This window comes from Formosa bonchosmolovskayae, assembly GCF_051016085.1.
In the GTDB taxonomy this organism is placed as follows: Bacteria; Bacteroidota; Bacteroidia; order Flavobacteriales; family Flavobacteriaceae; genus Formosa.
Window position 1 is genome coordinate 258,260 of sequence record NZ_CP174605.1, and the last position, 16,649, is coordinate 274,908.

Here is a 16,649-nt window from a genome sequence, read left to right on the forward strand (position 1 = left end):
TTATGAAAACTATCAATATAATATCAAAAATAACGTTCACTTTCATCTTAAGTACGCTGGCTTTTAATTGCTCGGATTTAGATGAAGTTGTTAAAGACGAAGTCATTGGCGGACAAACATCTAACCCAGAAAGTGCAATTGCTGCAGCTTACGGACAATTGGCAGATGGTACGTTTACAGATCATGGTAGCGTTTTTGGTTTACAAGAATATCCTACCGACGAATGTATGCTACCTACTCGAGGAAGCGACTGGGGAGACGGTGGAAAATGGAGAGACCTTACAGAGTTTACTTGGGGAACGACTAATGCACAAGTTACAGGGACGTGGAATGCTCTAAATAGCGGTATCACTAAAACGCTAATTGCTATTGAATCTTTACAAGAAAACCCAAATTATGCGAATTATGATTTATTCATGGCCGAAGCCAAAGCTTTATTAATTCTATATGTTTACAATACTTTGGACTTATTTAACCAAGCACCATATAGAGACTTATTTTCAGACGATAAATCTTTAGTTTTTCTTCAAGCAGATACAGAAATAGATAATTTAATATCAGATTTAGAAGCTATCATTCCAAATCTTGCAAATTTAGGAGAACAGCAAACCTATAATGGACGTTTTACAAAACAAGCGGCTTATGCTTTATTAGCAGATATGTATTTAAACAGAGCTGTTTTTAAAGATCGTTATAATTCGGTTTCTAGTTTTAATTTTACAGAAACTGCTGTCGATAACGACGGGACAGATATGGATAAGGTTATTTACTATTCTACGTTATTAATTAACGATCGCTTTAGTTTAGAGAGCAACTACTTCGACAATTTTGCACTAAGTAATTCTAACGGATCTGAAATTATTTTTGCAGTAATTCAGGAGAATGATAATATTAGAAGAAGTGATAATGATTTTGCCTATATGTCTACCGGACGTGCGCAAAAACAAACTCCAGACAACAGAGGTACTAATGGCTCTAATGTGGGACCTGATTTTTATAAGACTTGGGAAGGTAATCATGACGATCCGCGATTCCACAGATATTATCAGTATGCCGATGGAACTTGGTTTATGAATGATGGCACAACGACTAGTGTACCTGCAGAAGATATTAGACCTGATACAGGAAAACCTTTAGTACATTTTAATAGAGGTTTACAAGTTGGACAACAATACGGACCTACACTTGATGGAAAAGGAGGCTTTAATATGACTGCAGACGGAAGAATTGCAATTAGCAAATTATACATGGAAAAGAACACGACTATTCCTATGGACTATACGCCAGAAATGAATTTTAACAATCCGTCGGAAGCCATTTTAACACAAGATCAAATTAATGCAGGTGTACGTAACTTTAAATGGGAATTTGATCCAGAAAATGGAAACGGGAACAGTGCTGTAGATATTCCGTTATATCGTTTAGGAGGTATTTACTGTATGAGAGCAGAAGCTTATTTTAGAAAAGGAGAAACGGGTCTTGCTTTAGCCGATATTAATACATTGCGCACTAGCAGAACTCGAGAAGCTTTATTTGATAATGCTCCTGGTGTTGCCCTTGAAACTTTAGATGACGTGACTCTATACAACGAAATCGGATTTGAAATGTATTGGGAAATGTACAGAAGAAAACAAATGATTCGTTTTAATACTTACGACAAAGCGTATACGGCTAAAGCCGCTACGCAACCGTATTTAAGAGTTTTTGCTATCCCACAATCTACTATTGATGTCACAGATGGCATTGAGCAAAATTTCGGATATAATTAAGCCGGTTTTTTAATCATCTATTAAAAGGTAGCAATTCATATTGCTACCTTTTTTTATTTAGCTCAGTCATCTCTCCTATCGTTTCCAGATAAATACAGACTTGCGAAAATTAGAAGATTTTTCTAACACAATATGCACATGTAGCTAGCAACATATTTTTGCAATAAGTTGAAAGGTATTTCAATAAATAACGGCTAACTTTCAAACACCATAAAAACATATTGATGCAAATTTTAAAATCACTTTTAATCGTTTTTTCAATAGGATTACTTACCGCTTGTAATTCAAAAACCAAGAAAACAGAACCTCAAACCGTAACAGAAAGCGTTACAACACCCGAAGTACCATCTCATGCTTTATCCGAGTCCCAGAGAATAATAGATGAAGCGATTAAGGCGCATGGTGGAGATTTATACGATACGGCTAATTATTCATTTGTATTTAGAGATAACACATTTCAATTTAAGAATAACAATTCGGAATACGTGTATACAAAAATATACAACAAAGACGGTTCAAAAATTATTGATGTTTTAGACAATGGTCGTTTTTCTAGAACTATTAATGGTAAACCTGTTCAATTATCCGATAAAGACATGGCGAGTGGCACGGGAGCTTTAAATTCTGTAATTTACTTTGCAACCTTACCGTATAAATTAAACGACGAAGCTGTGAATGCTAAACGTATGGAAAGCACCACCATAAAAGGAGAAGCTTACGAAACCATTCAAGTAACATTTAATGAAGATGGCGGTGGTGAAGATCACGACGACGAATACTATTATTGGATAAATAAAGACTCTAAAAAAATCGATTATTTAGCTTATAATTACAGCGTAAATAAAGGAGGTGTACGCTTTAGAGTCGCTTATAATAAAAGCGTTGTAGGTGGTATTACGTTTCAAGACTATACAAATTACGAAGCTGAGGTGGGCACACCGTTAAAGGATTTACCTGCGCTATTTGAAGCGAATAAATTAAAAGAGCTTTCAAAAATAAAAACCGAACACATTATTAACTTAAGTACGCAGAAGTAAAAAAAGATTGTCCTTGTTTGCAGTGTTTAAGCACCTTAGTAATTAATCTAGAAAACAGAACACGACATTCTTATCTACTCTAATCTGACTTTTAAAAGCTTTAATTTTTAATACAAAGATTAAAGTTTTTAGAAGTCTATGTGCTTTTATTAACAAAGGTATCAGAATATATTATTGAATTGTAATCTTAAAAAATCGGCTAATTCTAAATTATTATATTCTCGACTCCGCGCGAACAAAAAAAAATATACCCAGAAGAGAACTTAAAAGAGTAATCGTTTATATATAAAAGGTATCTAGCAGAGTCAAGAATCTCCCATAATAATCGATAATTATTCCTTTATTTGATTGCTAGCGGGATTTGAGTTGTAAACTATTCTATAATGACCTCTATTCACAACAGATTAAGAAGGTTTGATGATCTATTTAACAGATTTCTTTTCTTACAAAAATCACATTTTATTTTAGTCCAATACATAACTTTTGAGACGGATGTCTAATGAACTATTTTTGATGGTGATAGGCTATAAAAAACAAAACCCTCATAATCATACGATTATAAGGGTTTTTGCGGAGAATGAGGGATTCGAACCCCCGGAGGTGTGACCCTCAACAGTTTTCAAGACTGCCGCATTCGACCACTCTGCCAATTCTCCGAGTGTCTCATCAGGTATTCCCTGATTGCGGGTGCAAATATAAGACGCTTTTTCGATTATATCAAATAAAAATTAAAAAAAATCGAAACATTTTTCACGACCTCATTTAACAAATTATATTTCAAATGGTTATAAATTTATATCTACAACCTATTTCACGTGCAAGAGTAAGCTTTCATCTAAAATAATAAAGATATTAAGGCTAAAGTCCGTTTCAAATCCTATTTTTGGCACCTATTAAATCAGTATATGGATATTATTAAACAGTTGCAATGGCGATATGCCACTAAAAAATTCGATAACAACCGCATTATAGAAGACAGCAAACTTCAAGTGCTTTTGGATGCTTTCAATTTAACAGCTACATCTTATGGTTTACAACCTATAAAATTAGTAGTGATTAAAAATAAAGCCTTGCAACGTGAATTGGTAGAAGCCTCCATGAATCAGGAGCAAATTGCTCAAGCCTCTCATGTCTTAGTATTCTGTATAGAAACGACCATAAATAATGTATTTGTCGAAAATTATTTTAAACGTGTACAGTCTATACGCAATACACCGGAAGCTGTTTTAAAACCTTTTAAAAACTTTTTAATATCAGATTTCGAAAATAAAGAACAATTACAAATAGAGAATTGGGCAACTAAACAAGCCTATCTTGCTTTAGGAAATATGCTAACGGTGTGCGCTGTGCAACATATTGATTCCTGCCCCATGGAAGGCTTCACCCCTACTAAATACGATGATATTTTAGAGCTTACTCAAAAAGGATTAAAATCTGTTTTAGTACTTCCGATTGGATATCGCGCAGAAGACGATATATTTTCTGATATGAAGAAGGTAAGAAAACCTGCCGCAGATAGTATCATACATTTATAATAGTAAGCCTTTAAATCTTATGCTTTTCCATATTTGTTGTGCTATGAATACTGAAGGTTAAATAATATGTACCACGATTGAGCCACCGTGTTGTCATGTTTTATAGCACTAAAATGGTTTCTCCATTTTTATAATTGCTATATGCTCCTGATTGAAAAGATCTAGAATCTTCGTTTTGACTTCTTTTTTATTCCTTGCTTTAATCGTAAATTTGAATTCAATTTTAAATAGACCTCATGCCTGGATTTGAACTTTTTGGAAGTGCCGAAAAAAAAGAAGTACACGATGTACTTGAAAGTGGTGTTTTAATGCGTTATGGCTTCGATGCCATGAGAAACAATCATTGGAAAGCTAAAGAATTAGAAACCGAATTACAAACTCAAATGCAAGTTAAGCATGCGCAATTAGTATCCAGTGGTACTGCTGCCGTGTCTGTAGCTTTAGCTGTTGCCGGTGTAGGTTCTGGAGACGAAGTTATTCTACCAACTTTTACTTTTGTTGCTAGTTTTGAAGCCGTGCTAATGCTAGGCGCGACTCCTGTTCTGGTAGACATAGACGATACGCTAACCTTGGATATTACTGCTGTAAAAAATGCTATCACTCCAAAAACCAAAGCGATTATGCCTGTGCATATGTGCGGAGGAATGGCGCGATTAAAAGAATTAAAACAGATTTGCGATACACATAATCTAAAATTAATTGAAGATGCCTGCCAAGCAATTGGAGGAACTTACGAGGGGAAACCTTTAGGAAGTTACGGAGATGTAGGATGCTTTTCATTCGATTTTGTTAAAACCATAACATCGGGAGAAGGTGGTGCCATTATTACAAATAACGACGAGTACGCCACTTGGGCAGATCATTATAGTGATCATGGTCACGACCATGTGGGATCAGATCGCGGTGCCGAAAGCCATCCTTTTTTAGGTTATAATTTCAGAATATCAGAACTTCATGCCGCGGTAGGTTTGGCTCAAGTTAGACGTTTAGATGATTTTATAGCCATTCAGAAAAAACATTATACCATTTTAAGAGATGCTTTAAGTGCTATTCCGGAAATTACATTTAGAACAACCCCGGAAGAAGGTGTAGAAAACTATTCGTTTTTAAATTTCTTTTTAGCGGACTTAGAAACGTCTAACAAGGCTATGCTGGCTTTAAAAGAAGCAGGTATAGATGGGTGTTTTCACTACTATAATAACAATTGGCACTATGTTAGAAAATGGAATCATTTAAAAGAAGCCAAAAGCCTATTTCCTATTGCGCCTCAAATACAAGATGCTTTAAGTACTTTAGAAAATAAGAACTTCGAAAAATCAGATTATTATATCGCAAGAAACATATCGTGTTTAATCAAGCTATCTTGGACTGAAGACGAAGTTAAATTACGAGCGTCTAAAATGGTCGAGGCCATTAAAAGTGTGCTGTAAATTATAAGAGCTAAGAACATAAACAACCATTCTCTGTTTTATTTAAGAGAATGGTTTCTTTTTTTGTAGCATATTCTTAGAACATTTACTTCTCAGTTATACATTCTTCTACTTAATGAGTTCTGTTTAGTGCTCCTTTGTAAATAAATTCCATTACAAAGCAAAACACTATAATTCCAAGCGAAATAATAACGCCTATCTTATTGCCTGAAAACTGTTGTATAATTAGCGTTACAAAGGCTAACAAGCAAAGTGCACACGCTATGCCATGAATCCACTTATTAGAGCCTAATACCGCGTGTTTTTTATAACCTATATAGTTTACAATACAGAATACAAGTAAAAAGCCTGAGCTTCCCGCTGTAGAAATACTTTCCAAATGAAATAGGTTTACCAAAGCAATAGATAATATTGCCGTAATTAACAACCCTACAGGTTTGCCCCAGAACTGATGACAAAAATATTTAGGTAATTCCTGATCTATTGCGATATCGTAATTCACTCTCCCACTTCCTAAAACCGTGGCATTTATAGCCGAAAATGTAGAAATTAACGCTGTTATGGTTATAATTGTAAACCCTACTTGACCTAAAGTGGGTTCCGCTGCTTTTGCTAAAACATAGTCTTGAGCATCGGCAATCGCTGTAAACGGTAAAGAGCCCACAGTAACTACGGCAATTAACACGTACAATACAACAACAAAGCCAACGGCTCCATAATAGGCTTTAGCTGTGTTTTTTTCTCGATCTTTTAAATCGGATATAGAGTTTGCTATCAGTTCAAATCCTTCATAAGCAACAAAAATGACCATTCCTCCGGATAATAATAAGAACGGATTCTCCCAATTTGATGGCGACAATTGCTCTAAATGTTCTGGATGTGCAGAAAATCCGTAAAACCCAACACCTATAAATGCAATTAAGATAAGGAGTTTTATAACTACAGCCACTGATTCTATACGACTCACCAGGCTTACACTTAAATAATTAATAAGAAGAGCAATCGCAATAATTGCCGATTGAAATATATGAGTGTCTATAGTGTGGTCTCCAGTTAAAGATATTAAGGCTGCGCCATAAGAACCAAAAGCCGATGCATAGAGTGCTAACATAACAATATAACTAATCCAGAGTAGATTGTTTATTCCTCCGGCAAAAACTCCATTTCCATATTGCTGATGAATAAACTTAACAGTACCGCCATTTTCTGGATATTTCTTAGACAACTTAGCATACGAATATGCGGTTAACATTGCAATTAAGCCCGCAAACAGAAACGCTATAGGTGTACCACCTTTTGCCAAAGACACTGCGAGACCGAGTACAGCAAAAATACCACCTCCAACCATACCTCCTATACCGATAGAAATAGCATCTTTTAAATTTATTTTTTTATTCATAATGGATATTAAGATTAGATGAGGTATTCTAACTCCGACTAGAAAAGGAAAAATAATAGCAGAGTCCGGATAATTAGGTGACTTGACCTTTTAAAATTAAGTCAAATATAGAAGAGAGAAAAGTATAGGGCAAAAAAAAAGTTCAATGTAAAAACATTGAACTTTTAAAGAGCCGATGGAGGGACTCGAACCCACGACCTGCTGATTACAAATCAGCTGCTCTAGCCAGCTGAGCTACATCGGCTTGAAAATCGAGTGCAAAGATAGAGCTATTTCTAATATCTGCAAATCTTTTTCAAAAAAATTTAGCTTAATTTATTAATTTTATCAATCAGCATACGACCTTCAGTCTCCAACTCTTGATTAATAGCCTTAAAATGAGCCTTTTTGTCTTCTACATTTTTATTATTCACTTTTGCTATTAAAGTGTCAAAAGTATTGATTGCTTCGTCTATAATTGCTTCACTTTCCTTAACATCTTTGTCTGTGTTGGTATATTGCCAAACATAAACAGCTTCGATAATATCTCCTAAAACGAAATTAATGTCCTTTTTAAGATCTCTAACATTTGCCATAATTTAATATTGTATTTATTTAACTGCAAAATTACACTAATCCAAAACAAATTTTGTTATAAATACAAATAAATATTGCTGAATTAAAATTTAATAACTACATTTAAGTCATGAATGTAAGCAAAGCACATAATAAGCAAATTTGTAATTGTATTTCACAACAGTGGAAGTCAATCGTCATTTTCATGCTTAATATTAAGCTAGCAACGCATCTTGAATTTAGTTAACTATTATATAATATAACGATAAACGACAAAGGTGCTTTTTTAAAGGCACCTTTTTTATTTTTAATCCATTACTAATTTAAATTTTAAAATTATGAAAAATGTAATCTCAATGTCACAGAAAAACCAGAAGCTTATCGCCCATTCCAATCGTATTAACGTCATGTTTTGCACATTTCACCACTACGAATTCAGTCCCACTTTAGTTTATCCTTAAAACAATACATCATGAATACATACACATATACCAACGTACCTTTTACTGTAACAGAACATGTAAGTAACGCTAATGGCTTTTTATTACCTCACAACCTATATAACAAGGTTAAAACAGTCGCGGCTTACCCTATTAAAGAATTTTATTTACAAGACGCCCCCGATCTTGCAGATTTTAAATTTAAAATGCATAAAAATGCATTCCTAAATGATGAATTAACTATTCAGGCACAACTTATAAAAAAACATGACAATGGTTATCTAGTAAATATTATTGTTACTAAACCAAAGCCAGTCACTAATCATCATGAAACAATTTGTAGTGCAATGTTTGGCTTTACTTTGGATAAAGATTATGTCCGAGAAGAAAAAACAGCTTGTTAAATAAAATTCCCGAGTGTTACACCCGGGATTTTTTTTGCTTTATTCTGAAATTTAAAAGATTAACACCATTTTTTTTCATGCATATCAATGCATGTGCAATGAGGTAAACGAGATATTAAGAGACCTATTTAATTACCTGAGTAACTTACAAAGTTTCTAGGTGTTTCGTAGAGTGTAATTTCTAATTGTAAATCGTCTTTCAGTTTCGGTTTTATTTTATTGTAGATTACAACTGCAATGTTTTCTGCTGTAGGATTAAGATCTTTAAATTCTGGCACATCCAGATTCAGGTTTTTATGATCGAAAGCCTCTTCTATTTCGTCTTTTATAAGTTGTTTTAAAATTTTTAAATCAATAACAAAACCCGTTTCTTTATCTATTTCCCCCGTGACACTTACAATAACATCATAATTATGTCCGTGATAATTTGCATTATTACATCGACCAAAAATTAACTGATTTTTTTCGTCTGTCCAATCCTTCCTATATAATCTGTGGGCCGCATTAAAATACCCTTGCCTACTTACTTTCGCTATCATATATTACGAGATATTTATAAAGTCATAAAATTTATCAAAAATAATCTTAAACCAAGACGTATAATTGTCTGGATGAAGTTTAATATCGGCTTTAACATCTTCTAATGTCATCCATTTCCAATCGGCCACTTCATCTGGATTTATATTAGGTTGTCCATTATAATGTCCAACTAAGATATGGTCGTACTCGTGCTCGGTTAAACCATTCTCGAAAGGTGATTTATACATAAAAGACGTCTTTTCTTCTAAAGCCGTTACAAACCCCATTTCCTCTTCTAAACGTCTTCTTCCGGCATCTAGATTAGACTCGCCATCCCGTTGATGACTACAACATGTATTGGTCCATAATCCTGGTGTATGGTATTTACTTAATGCCCGTTGCTGTAACATTAATTCATTCTTTTCGTTAAATACAAATACAGAAAAGGCTCTATGTAATACGCCTTTTTCGTGTGCTTCAAGTTTTGGCATAAGCCCAATTGGCTCATCATTTTCGTTAACTAATACTACGTTTTCTTCTATCATATTGTAAAAATACCAAGTAAAATTATAAAATACGTTAATGTGAAGATAAAAATAAAAAGGGGCCGCTTCATTTATTACATTTCATACTAATAATAGTATCTTTGCGTCCTATTTTCAAGAATTATTATGAGTTTTAAAAGTGAAATAAACAGACGTCGTACCTTCGGAATTATATCGCATCCCGATGCCGGTAAAACAACCTTAACTGAAAAATTACTTCTTTTTGGTGGTGCAATTCAAGAAGCTGGAGCGGTAAAAAGTAACAAAATTAAAAAAGGAGCTACGAGTGACTTTATGGAAATTGAACGTCAGCGTGGGATTTCTGTTGCTACTTCTGTATTAGCTTTTGAATATAATGGTATAAAAATTAACATTCTTGATACTCCTGGACACAAGGATTTTGCCGAAGATACCTTTAGAACACTTACTGCTGTAGATAGTGTAATTGTTGTAATTGATGTTGCAAAAGGGGTCGAGGAACAAACTGAGAAATTAGTTGAGGTTTGCCGTATGCGAAACATTCCAATGATTGTTTTTATAAACAAAATGGACCGTGAAGGTAAAGATGCTTTCGATTTATTAGATGAGGTTGAGCAAAAACTAGGATTGAAAGTTGTACCCTTAAGTTTTCCTATAGGAATGGGTTACGACTTTAAAGGGATTTATAACATTTGGGAAAAGAATGTAAACCTGTTTAGCGGAGATAGTAGAAAAGATATTGAAGAAACTATAGAAATTTCGGATCTGTCTTCTCCAGAATTAGACAAAATAGTAGGAGAAAAAGCAGCCGCTACCTTAAGAGAAGAAATTGAATTGGTTGATGGCATTTATCCACAATTCGATAAACAAGAGTATTTAGACGGACATATGCAACCTGTGTTTTTTGGGTCTGCTTTAAATAATTTCGGAGTTCGCGAATTATTAGATTGTTTCGTAGATATCGCACCAAAGCCAAGACCTAAGCAAAGTGAGGAGCGCCTTGTACAACCAGACGAAAATAAATTTACAGGATTCGTGTTTAAAATACATGCGAATATGGATCCCAACCATAGAAACCGTTTAGCTTTCGTAAAAATTGTTTCAGGAGAATTTAAACGTAATTCGCCTTACCTACATGTTAGAAGTAAGAAAAAAGTAAAGTTCTCTAGTCCGAATGCCTTCTTTGCAGAGAAAAAAGAAATAGTAGATATTTCATTTCCTGGAGATATTGTAGGATTACAAGATACGGGAAGTTTTAAAATTGGAGATACCTTTACAGAAGGTGAAATTCTTAATTATAAAGGCGTGCCAAGTTTCTCTCCAGAACACTTTAGATATATTAATAATGCCGACCCATTAAAATCGAAACAACTTAATAAAGGTGTCGACCAATTAATGGACGAAGGGGTTGCCCAATTATTTACCTTAGAACTTAACGGAAGAAAAGTTATTGGTACCGTTGGAGCTTTACAGTATGAAGTTATTCAATACCGTTTAGAACACGAATATGGGGCAAAATGTACGTACGAAAACTTAAACGTATATAAAGCGTGCTGGGTAGAACCTAAAGATAAAAAGAGTGACGAATTCAAAGAATTTCTTCGTGTAAAACAACGTTTTTTAGCGAAAGATAAAAGAAATCAATTGGTATTTTTAGCCGATTCTCAGTTCTCTTTACAAATGACAGAACAGAAATATCCTAATATTAAATTCCATTTAACATCAGAATTTGATTAAGGTATAGCACAAAATAAAAGACACGCATTTTTAGGGTGTCTCAAAAACATAAAAAATCCCATTGATATAGTTCAATGGGATTTTTTATGTTTAAGCTTCATCAGCAAATACAAAGTTTAATGGAATTGGAGCTTGCTATGGAAACACCATTTCGAGCAACCTTAAAAACCTAATAATCACACTTTATATGAGAACTATTAAGCCTCGCCCGTAGGTCCAAAGTTTAAAGGAATTAGAGCTTGCTATGGAAAAACCATTTCGAGCAACCTTACCAACCTAATAATCACACTTTATATGAGAACCATTAAGCTTCGCCCGTAGGTCCAAAGTTTAATGGAATTGGAGCTTGCTATGGAAGCACCATTTCGAGCAACCTTAAAAACCTAATAATCACACTTTATATGAGAACTATTAAGCTTCGCCCGTAGGTCCAAAGTTTAATGGAATTGGAGCTTGCTATGGAAAAACCATTTCGAGCAACCTTACCAACCTAATGATCACACTTTATATGAGAACTATTAAGCCTCGCCCGTAGGTCCAAAGTTCAATGGAATAGGAGCTTGCTCGTAATCTTTAATTTCACCATGTGCTTGTTCGAAACGGTTTACATTATCTGCCAATGCCTTTAGCAAGCGTTTAGCGTGCTGTGGTGTTAATATAATTCTAGATTTAACCTTACTCTTAGGAGTTCCTGGCATAATGCTAACAAAGTCTACTACAAACTCCGAAACGGAATGGTTAATAATTGCAAGGTTAGAATAAATACCCTCTGCAATCTTTTCGTCTAATTCTATATTAATTTGCCCTTGTTTTTTAGGATCTTTTTCGTCTGCCATATCTATTATGTTTTAATAAAAAAATCCCGCTCAATTAGATTGGGCAGGATTTTAAAATATTTAAGAAACCCAACCTGCGTTGGGATAAAAATAGTCCCGATTACTCGAGACCATTTTTATTAGTTAAAATTTACTTCTTGTTTTTTAGCTAACATCATTTCGTCAAACTCTTCTTTAGATCCAACGATAATATGATCGTATTTACGCATACCAGTACCAGCTGGAATTTTGTGTCCTACAATAACATTTTCTTTAAGACCTTCAAGCGTATCAATTTTACCAGCTACAGCTGCTTCGTTAAGAACCTTAGTTGTTTCTTGGAACGATGCTGCAGAGATAAACGATTTAGTCTGAAGTGACGCTCTTGTAATACCTTGTAAGATTGGCGTAGCCGTTGCTGGCTGTGCATCTCTAGCAGTTACAATTTCTTTATCTTCACGACGTAGTGATGAATTCTCGTCTCTTAATTGAAAGGCAGAAATTAACTGTCCTTCTTTAAGGTTTTTAGAATCACCTGCACTTTCAACAATTTTTAATCCGAAGATTTTATCGTTTTCTTCAATAAAGTCAGCTTTATGTGCTAATTGATCTTCTAAGAAGATAGTATCTCCAGAGTCGATAATTCTCACTTTACGCATCATTTGTCTTACAACAACTTCGAAGTGCTTATCGTTAATTTTCACCCCTTGTAAACGGTATACTTCTTGAACTTCGTTCACTAAGTACTGTTGTACAGCTGAAGGGCCTTTAATATTTAATATATCGTTTGGTGTAATAGAACCATCAGAAAGAGGCATACCTGCTTTTACGAAATCATTCTCTTGTACTAAGATCTGATTAGATAATTTAACTAGGTATTTCTTAATATCTCCTAATTTAGATTCTACTATAATTTCACGGTTACCACGCTTAATTTTACCAAAAGTTACAACTCCATCAATAGCACTTACAACTGCTGGGTTAGAAGGGTTACGTGCTTCGAATAATTCGGTAACACGAGGTAAACCTCCTGTAATATCCCCTGCTTTTGCAGATTTACGAGGAATTTTCACTAAAATTTTACCAACTCCAATCTTATCACCATCGTCAATCATTAAATGCGCTCCAACTGGTAAGTTGTAAGAACGTATTGGATTTCCTTTAGCATCATCGACATGAAGTGTTGGAATTAATTTTTTGTTTCTAGATTCAGAAATTACTTTTTCTTGGAATCCTGTTTGCTCATCAATTTCTACTTGATAAGTAACACCTTGCTCGATGTTTTCGTAACGTACTTTACCAGCAAATTCCGAAATAATTACACCGTTATATGGATCCCACTGACAAACCACATCGCCTTTAGAAAGTTCTGCACCATTATCTATAAAGATCGTAGAACCGTAAGGTATATTGTTGGTACTTAAAGTGATTCCTGTTTTCTTATCGATAAGTTTTAATTCTGAAGTTCTAGAAATTACAATATCAATTGCATTTCCTTCTCCATCGACACCTTTAACTGTTTTAAGGTCTTCGATTTCTGCAACTCCAGCAAACTTAACAATAAGTTTATTGTCTTCTGAAATGTTACCTGCAATACCTCCAACGTGGAAAGTACGTAGTGTTAACTGTGTTCCTGGTTCTCCAATAGATTGTGCTGCAACAACACCAACAGCTTCACCTAACTGAACCATTTTATTGGTTGCAAGGTTACGACCGTAACATTTAGCACAGATACCTTTCTTAGCCTCACAAGTTAATGCAGAACGTACTTCTACACTATCTAATGGTGACTGATTAATTTTATCTGCTACAGCATCATCGATTAATTCGCCTTCAGAAACTAATAATTCTTCAGTTAATGGGTTGTAAACATCGTGTAAAGAAACACGTCCAATTACGCGTTCTCCAAGAGATTCTACAACTTCATCATTTTTCTTTAATGCAGATACATCTACACCTCTTAATGTACCACAGTCTTCACTGTTTACAATAACATCTTGAGATACATCTACCAAACGACGAGTTAAGTAACCCGCATCGGCAGTTTTAAGAGCGGTATCGGCAAGACCTTTACGCGCACCGTGAGTAGAAATAAAGTATTCTAAAATTGAAAGACCTTCCTTAAAGTTAGAAAGAATCGGGTTTTCAATAATTTCCCCTCCACCTGCATTCGATTTTTTAGGTTTCGCCATTAATCCACGCATACCTGTAAGCTGACGAATCTGTTCTTTAGATCCACGGGCTCCAGAATCAAGCATCATAAACACCGAGTTAAATCCTTGTTGGTCTTCACGAATACGTTTCATAGACAATTCTGTCAATTCAGCATTTGTAGACGTCCAAATATCAATAACTTGGTTATAACGTTCGTTGTTGGTAATAAGTCCCATGTTATAGTTACCCATAATACCATCGACAAGCGTATTGGCTTTATCAATCATACCTTGCTTCTCTGGTGGGATAATAATATCACCTAAACTAAATGATAGTCCACCTTGGAATGCAAACATGTAACCTAAAGTTTTAATCGCATCAAGGAAATCAGCTGTTTCTGGAACAGAAGTTAACCTTAAGATATTACCAATAATATCTCTTAACGATTTTTTAGTTAAAACTTGGTTTATATATCCAGCTGCGTGAGGTACTTTATCGTTAAATAAAACACGACCTACAGTAGTTTCAATAATTTGTAATACAATTTCTCCTGCTTCGTTAAAATCGTATGTTCTTACTTTTATACCCGCATTTAAGTCTACACGTTTCTCGTTAAAAGCAATAACTACTTCTTCTGGAGAATAGAATGTTAAACCTTCACCTTTTATTGGCACTTCTGGAGTAGAAGTACGTAATTTGGTCATATAGTACAGACCAAGTACCATATCCTGAGAAGGTACAGTTACTGGCGAACCATTGGCAGGATTCAAAATACTGTGAGACGCTAATAATAACATTTGCGCTTCAAGAATAGCTTCTGGTCCTAATGGTAAATGCACAGCCATCTGGTCACCATCGAAATCGGCGTTAAAGGCAGTACACACTAATGGGTGTAATTGAATTGCCTTTCCTTCGATTAATTTTGGTTGGAAAGCTTGTATACCTAAACGGTGTAATGTAGGAGCACGGTTTAGTAATACTGGATGTCCTTTAAGAACATTTTCCAAGATATCCCAAACTACAGGCTCTTTTTTATCTATAATTTTCTTTGCAGATTTTACAGTTTTTACAATACCTCTTTCAATTAATTTTCTAATTACAAAAGGTTTGTAAAGCTCGGCTGCCATGGTTTTAGGTAAACCACATTCGAATAATCTTAATTCCGGTCCAACAACAATTACAGAACGTGCAGAATAATCGACACGTTTCCCTAATAAGTTCTGACGGAAACGACCTTGCTTACCTTTTAATGAATCTGATAAAGATTTTAAAGGTCTGTTAGAATCTGTTTTTACCGCTGATGCTTTACGTGTATTATCAAATAACGAATCTACAGATTCCTGTAACATACGTTTTTCGTTACGTAAAATAACCTCTGGTGCTTTTATCTCAACAAGACGCTTTAAACGGTTGTTACGGATAATTACACGACGGTATAAATCATTTAAATCTGAAGTCGCAAAACGACCACCATCTAAAGGCACTAACGGACGTAATTCTGGTGGAATTACAGGGATCACTTTCATGATCATCCATTCTGGACGATTCTCTCTGTTTAAGTTAGATTCACGTAATGCTTCAACAACTTGTAAACGTTTTAACGCTTCCGTTTTACGTTGCTTAGACGTTTCTGTATTGGCTTTATGACGTAATTGATAAGATAATTCATCTAAATCTATACGTGCTAAAAGATCGATTAAACACTCAGCACCCATTTTCGCTAGGAATTTATTTGGGTCTGTATCGTCTAAATATTGGTTATCCTGAGGAAGAGATTCTAATACATTTAAATACTCTTCTTCAGTTAAGAAATCCATTTTTTGTAATGGCTCTCCTTCTTCATTTTTAGCATTACCAGGCTGAATTACTACATAACGTTCGTAGTAAATAATCATGTCCAATTTCTTAGATGGTAATCCTAATAAATATCCTATTTTATTTGGTAAAGAACGGAAGTACCAGATGTGAGCTACAGGAACAACAAGATTAATGTGTCCTACTCTATCACGACGTACTTTCTTTTCTGTTACTTCTACACCACAACGGTCACATACTATACCTTTATAACGTATTCTTTTATATTTACCACAAGCACATTCGTAGTCTTTTACAGGACCAAAGATACGCTCACAGAATAAACCATCTCTTTCAGGTTTATGAGTTCGATAATTGATAGTTTCTGGCTTAAGCACTTCCCCTTTAGACTCTGCTAAAATAGACTCTGGTGATGCCAAACCAATTGAGATTTTATTAAACCTCTTTATTGTATTATTATCTTGTTTTCTTGCCATAATATATGGTGATATCGAATTATTTGTAAACTTAGTCCAT

12 protein-coding genes and 2 tRNA genes are annotated in these 16,649 nt (G+C 34.6%); 6 read left to right on the forward strand and 8 right to left on the reverse strand.

What is annotated here, in order from left to right; translation table 11 throughout:
• Positions 1-2: 2 nt before the first annotated feature.
• Entirely contained in the window at positions 3-1,769 is a 1,767-nt protein-coding gene (locus ACKC83_RS00850; RefSeq protein ID WP_434036705.1) for a RagB/SusD family nutrient uptake outer membrane protein, read from the forward strand.
• Positions 1,770-1,993: 224 nt separating this feature from the next.
• Positions 1,994-2,806 (forward strand): DUF6503 family protein, encoded by an 813-nt coding sequence (locus tag ACKC83_RS00855; RefSeq protein ID WP_434036706.1) that lies wholly within the window; start codon positions 1,994-1,996, stop codon positions 2,804-2,806.
• A gap of 571 nt (positions 2,807-3,377) precedes the next feature.
• Here ACKC83_RS00855 and ACKC83_RS00860 read toward each other — a convergent pair.
• Positions 3,378-3,462 (reverse strand) — tRNA-Ser (locus ACKC83_RS00860).
• Between the two features lie 249 nt (positions 3,463-3,711).
• On the opposite strand from ACKC83_RS00860, the gene ACKC83_RS00865 reads away from it, so the two are divergent.
• Both ACKC83_RS00865 and ACKC83_RS00870 read left to right on the forward strand, forming a co-directional pair.
• The gene (locus ACKC83_RS00865; protein WP_434036707.1) at positions 3,712-4,341 is read left to right on the forward strand and encodes an NAD(P)H-dependent oxidoreductase; all 630 of its coding nucleotides are present in this window, start codon (positions 3,712-3,714) and stop codon (positions 4,339-4,341) included.
• Positions 4,342-4,577: 236 nt separating this feature from the next.
• Positions 4,578-5,771, forward strand: coding sequence for a DegT/DnrJ/EryC1/StrS family aminotransferase (locus ACKC83_RS00870; protein WP_414035379.1), 1,194 nt, complete (start codon positions 4,578-4,580; stop codon positions 5,769-5,771).
• A 112-nt stretch (positions 5,772-5,883) separates the two neighbouring features.
• Here the strand turns inward: ACKC83_RS00870 and ACKC83_RS00875 are convergent, their stop codons facing one another.
• The 3 genes from ACKC83_RS00875 to ACKC83_RS00885 all read right to left on the reverse strand — a co-directional run bounded on the left by ACKC83_RS00875 (position 5,884) and on the right by ACKC83_RS00885 (position 7,745).
• Positions 5,884-7,170, reverse strand: a complete 1,287-nt coding sequence (locus tag ACKC83_RS00875; RefSeq protein ID WP_434036708.1) for an APC family permease — start codon at positions 7,168-7,170, stop codon at positions 5,884-5,886.
• Positions 7,171-7,340: 170 nt separating this feature from the next.
• A tRNA-Thr gene (locus ACKC83_RS00880) sits at positions 7,341-7,414 on the reverse strand.
• Between the two features lie 61 nt (positions 7,415-7,475).
• On the reverse strand, positions 7,476-7,745 hold the full coding sequence (locus ACKC83_RS00885) for a hypothetical protein (RefSeq protein ID WP_434036709.1): 270 nt from the start codon (positions 7,743-7,745) through the stop codon (positions 7,476-7,478).
• 452 nt (positions 7,746-8,197) lie between these two features.
• On the opposite strand from ACKC83_RS00885, the gene ACKC83_RS00890 reads away from it, so the two are divergent.
• Positions 8,198-8,569, forward strand: a complete 372-nt coding sequence (locus ACKC83_RS00890) for a hypothetical protein (RefSeq protein WP_414035376.1) — start codon at positions 8,198-8,200, stop codon at positions 8,567-8,569.
• 128 nt (positions 8,570-8,697) lie between these two features.
• Here the strand turns inward: ACKC83_RS00890 and ACKC83_RS00895 are convergent, their stop codons facing one another.
• The gene (locus tag ACKC83_RS00895) at positions 8,698-9,108 is read right to left on the reverse strand and encodes a 6-pyruvoyl trahydropterin synthase family protein (protein ID WP_414035375.1); all 411 of its coding nucleotides are present in this window, start codon (positions 9,106-9,108) and stop codon (positions 8,698-8,700) included.
• A gap of 3 nt (positions 9,109-9,111) precedes the next feature.
• The gene (gene idi / locus ACKC83_RS00900; RefSeq protein WP_414035374.1) at positions 9,112-9,633 is read right to left on the reverse strand and encodes an isopentenyl-diphosphate Delta-isomerase; all 522 of its coding nucleotides are present in this window, start codon (positions 9,631-9,633) and stop codon (positions 9,112-9,114) included.
• 126 nt (positions 9,634-9,759) lie between these two features.
• Between idi and ACKC83_RS00905 the strand changes: the two genes are divergently transcribed.
• Complete coding sequence (locus tag ACKC83_RS00905; protein ID WP_414035373.1) at positions 9,760-11,349, forward strand: peptide chain release factor 3; 1,590 nt, start codon at positions 9,760-9,762, stop codon at positions 11,347-11,349.
• A gap of 518 nt (positions 11,350-11,867) precedes the next feature.
• On the opposite strand, the gene ACKC83_RS00910 is transcribed toward ACKC83_RS00905, so the two are convergent.
• Together ACKC83_RS00910 and rpoC are read right to left on the reverse strand one after the other, a co-directional pair.
• Positions 11,868-12,185: a DUF3467 domain-containing protein gene (locus ACKC83_RS00910; protein WP_414035372.1), complete on the reverse strand. Its 318-nt coding sequence runs from the start codon at positions 12,183-12,185 to the stop codon at positions 11,868-11,870.
• A gap of 119 nt (positions 12,186-12,304) precedes the next feature.
• Positions 12,305-16,609 (reverse strand): DNA-directed RNA polymerase subunit beta', encoded by a 4,305-nt coding sequence (gene rpoC / locus ACKC83_RS00915; RefSeq protein ID WP_434036710.1) that lies wholly within the window; start codon positions 16,607-16,609, stop codon positions 12,305-12,307.
• Between the last annotated feature and the right edge of the window lie 40 nt (positions 16,610-16,649).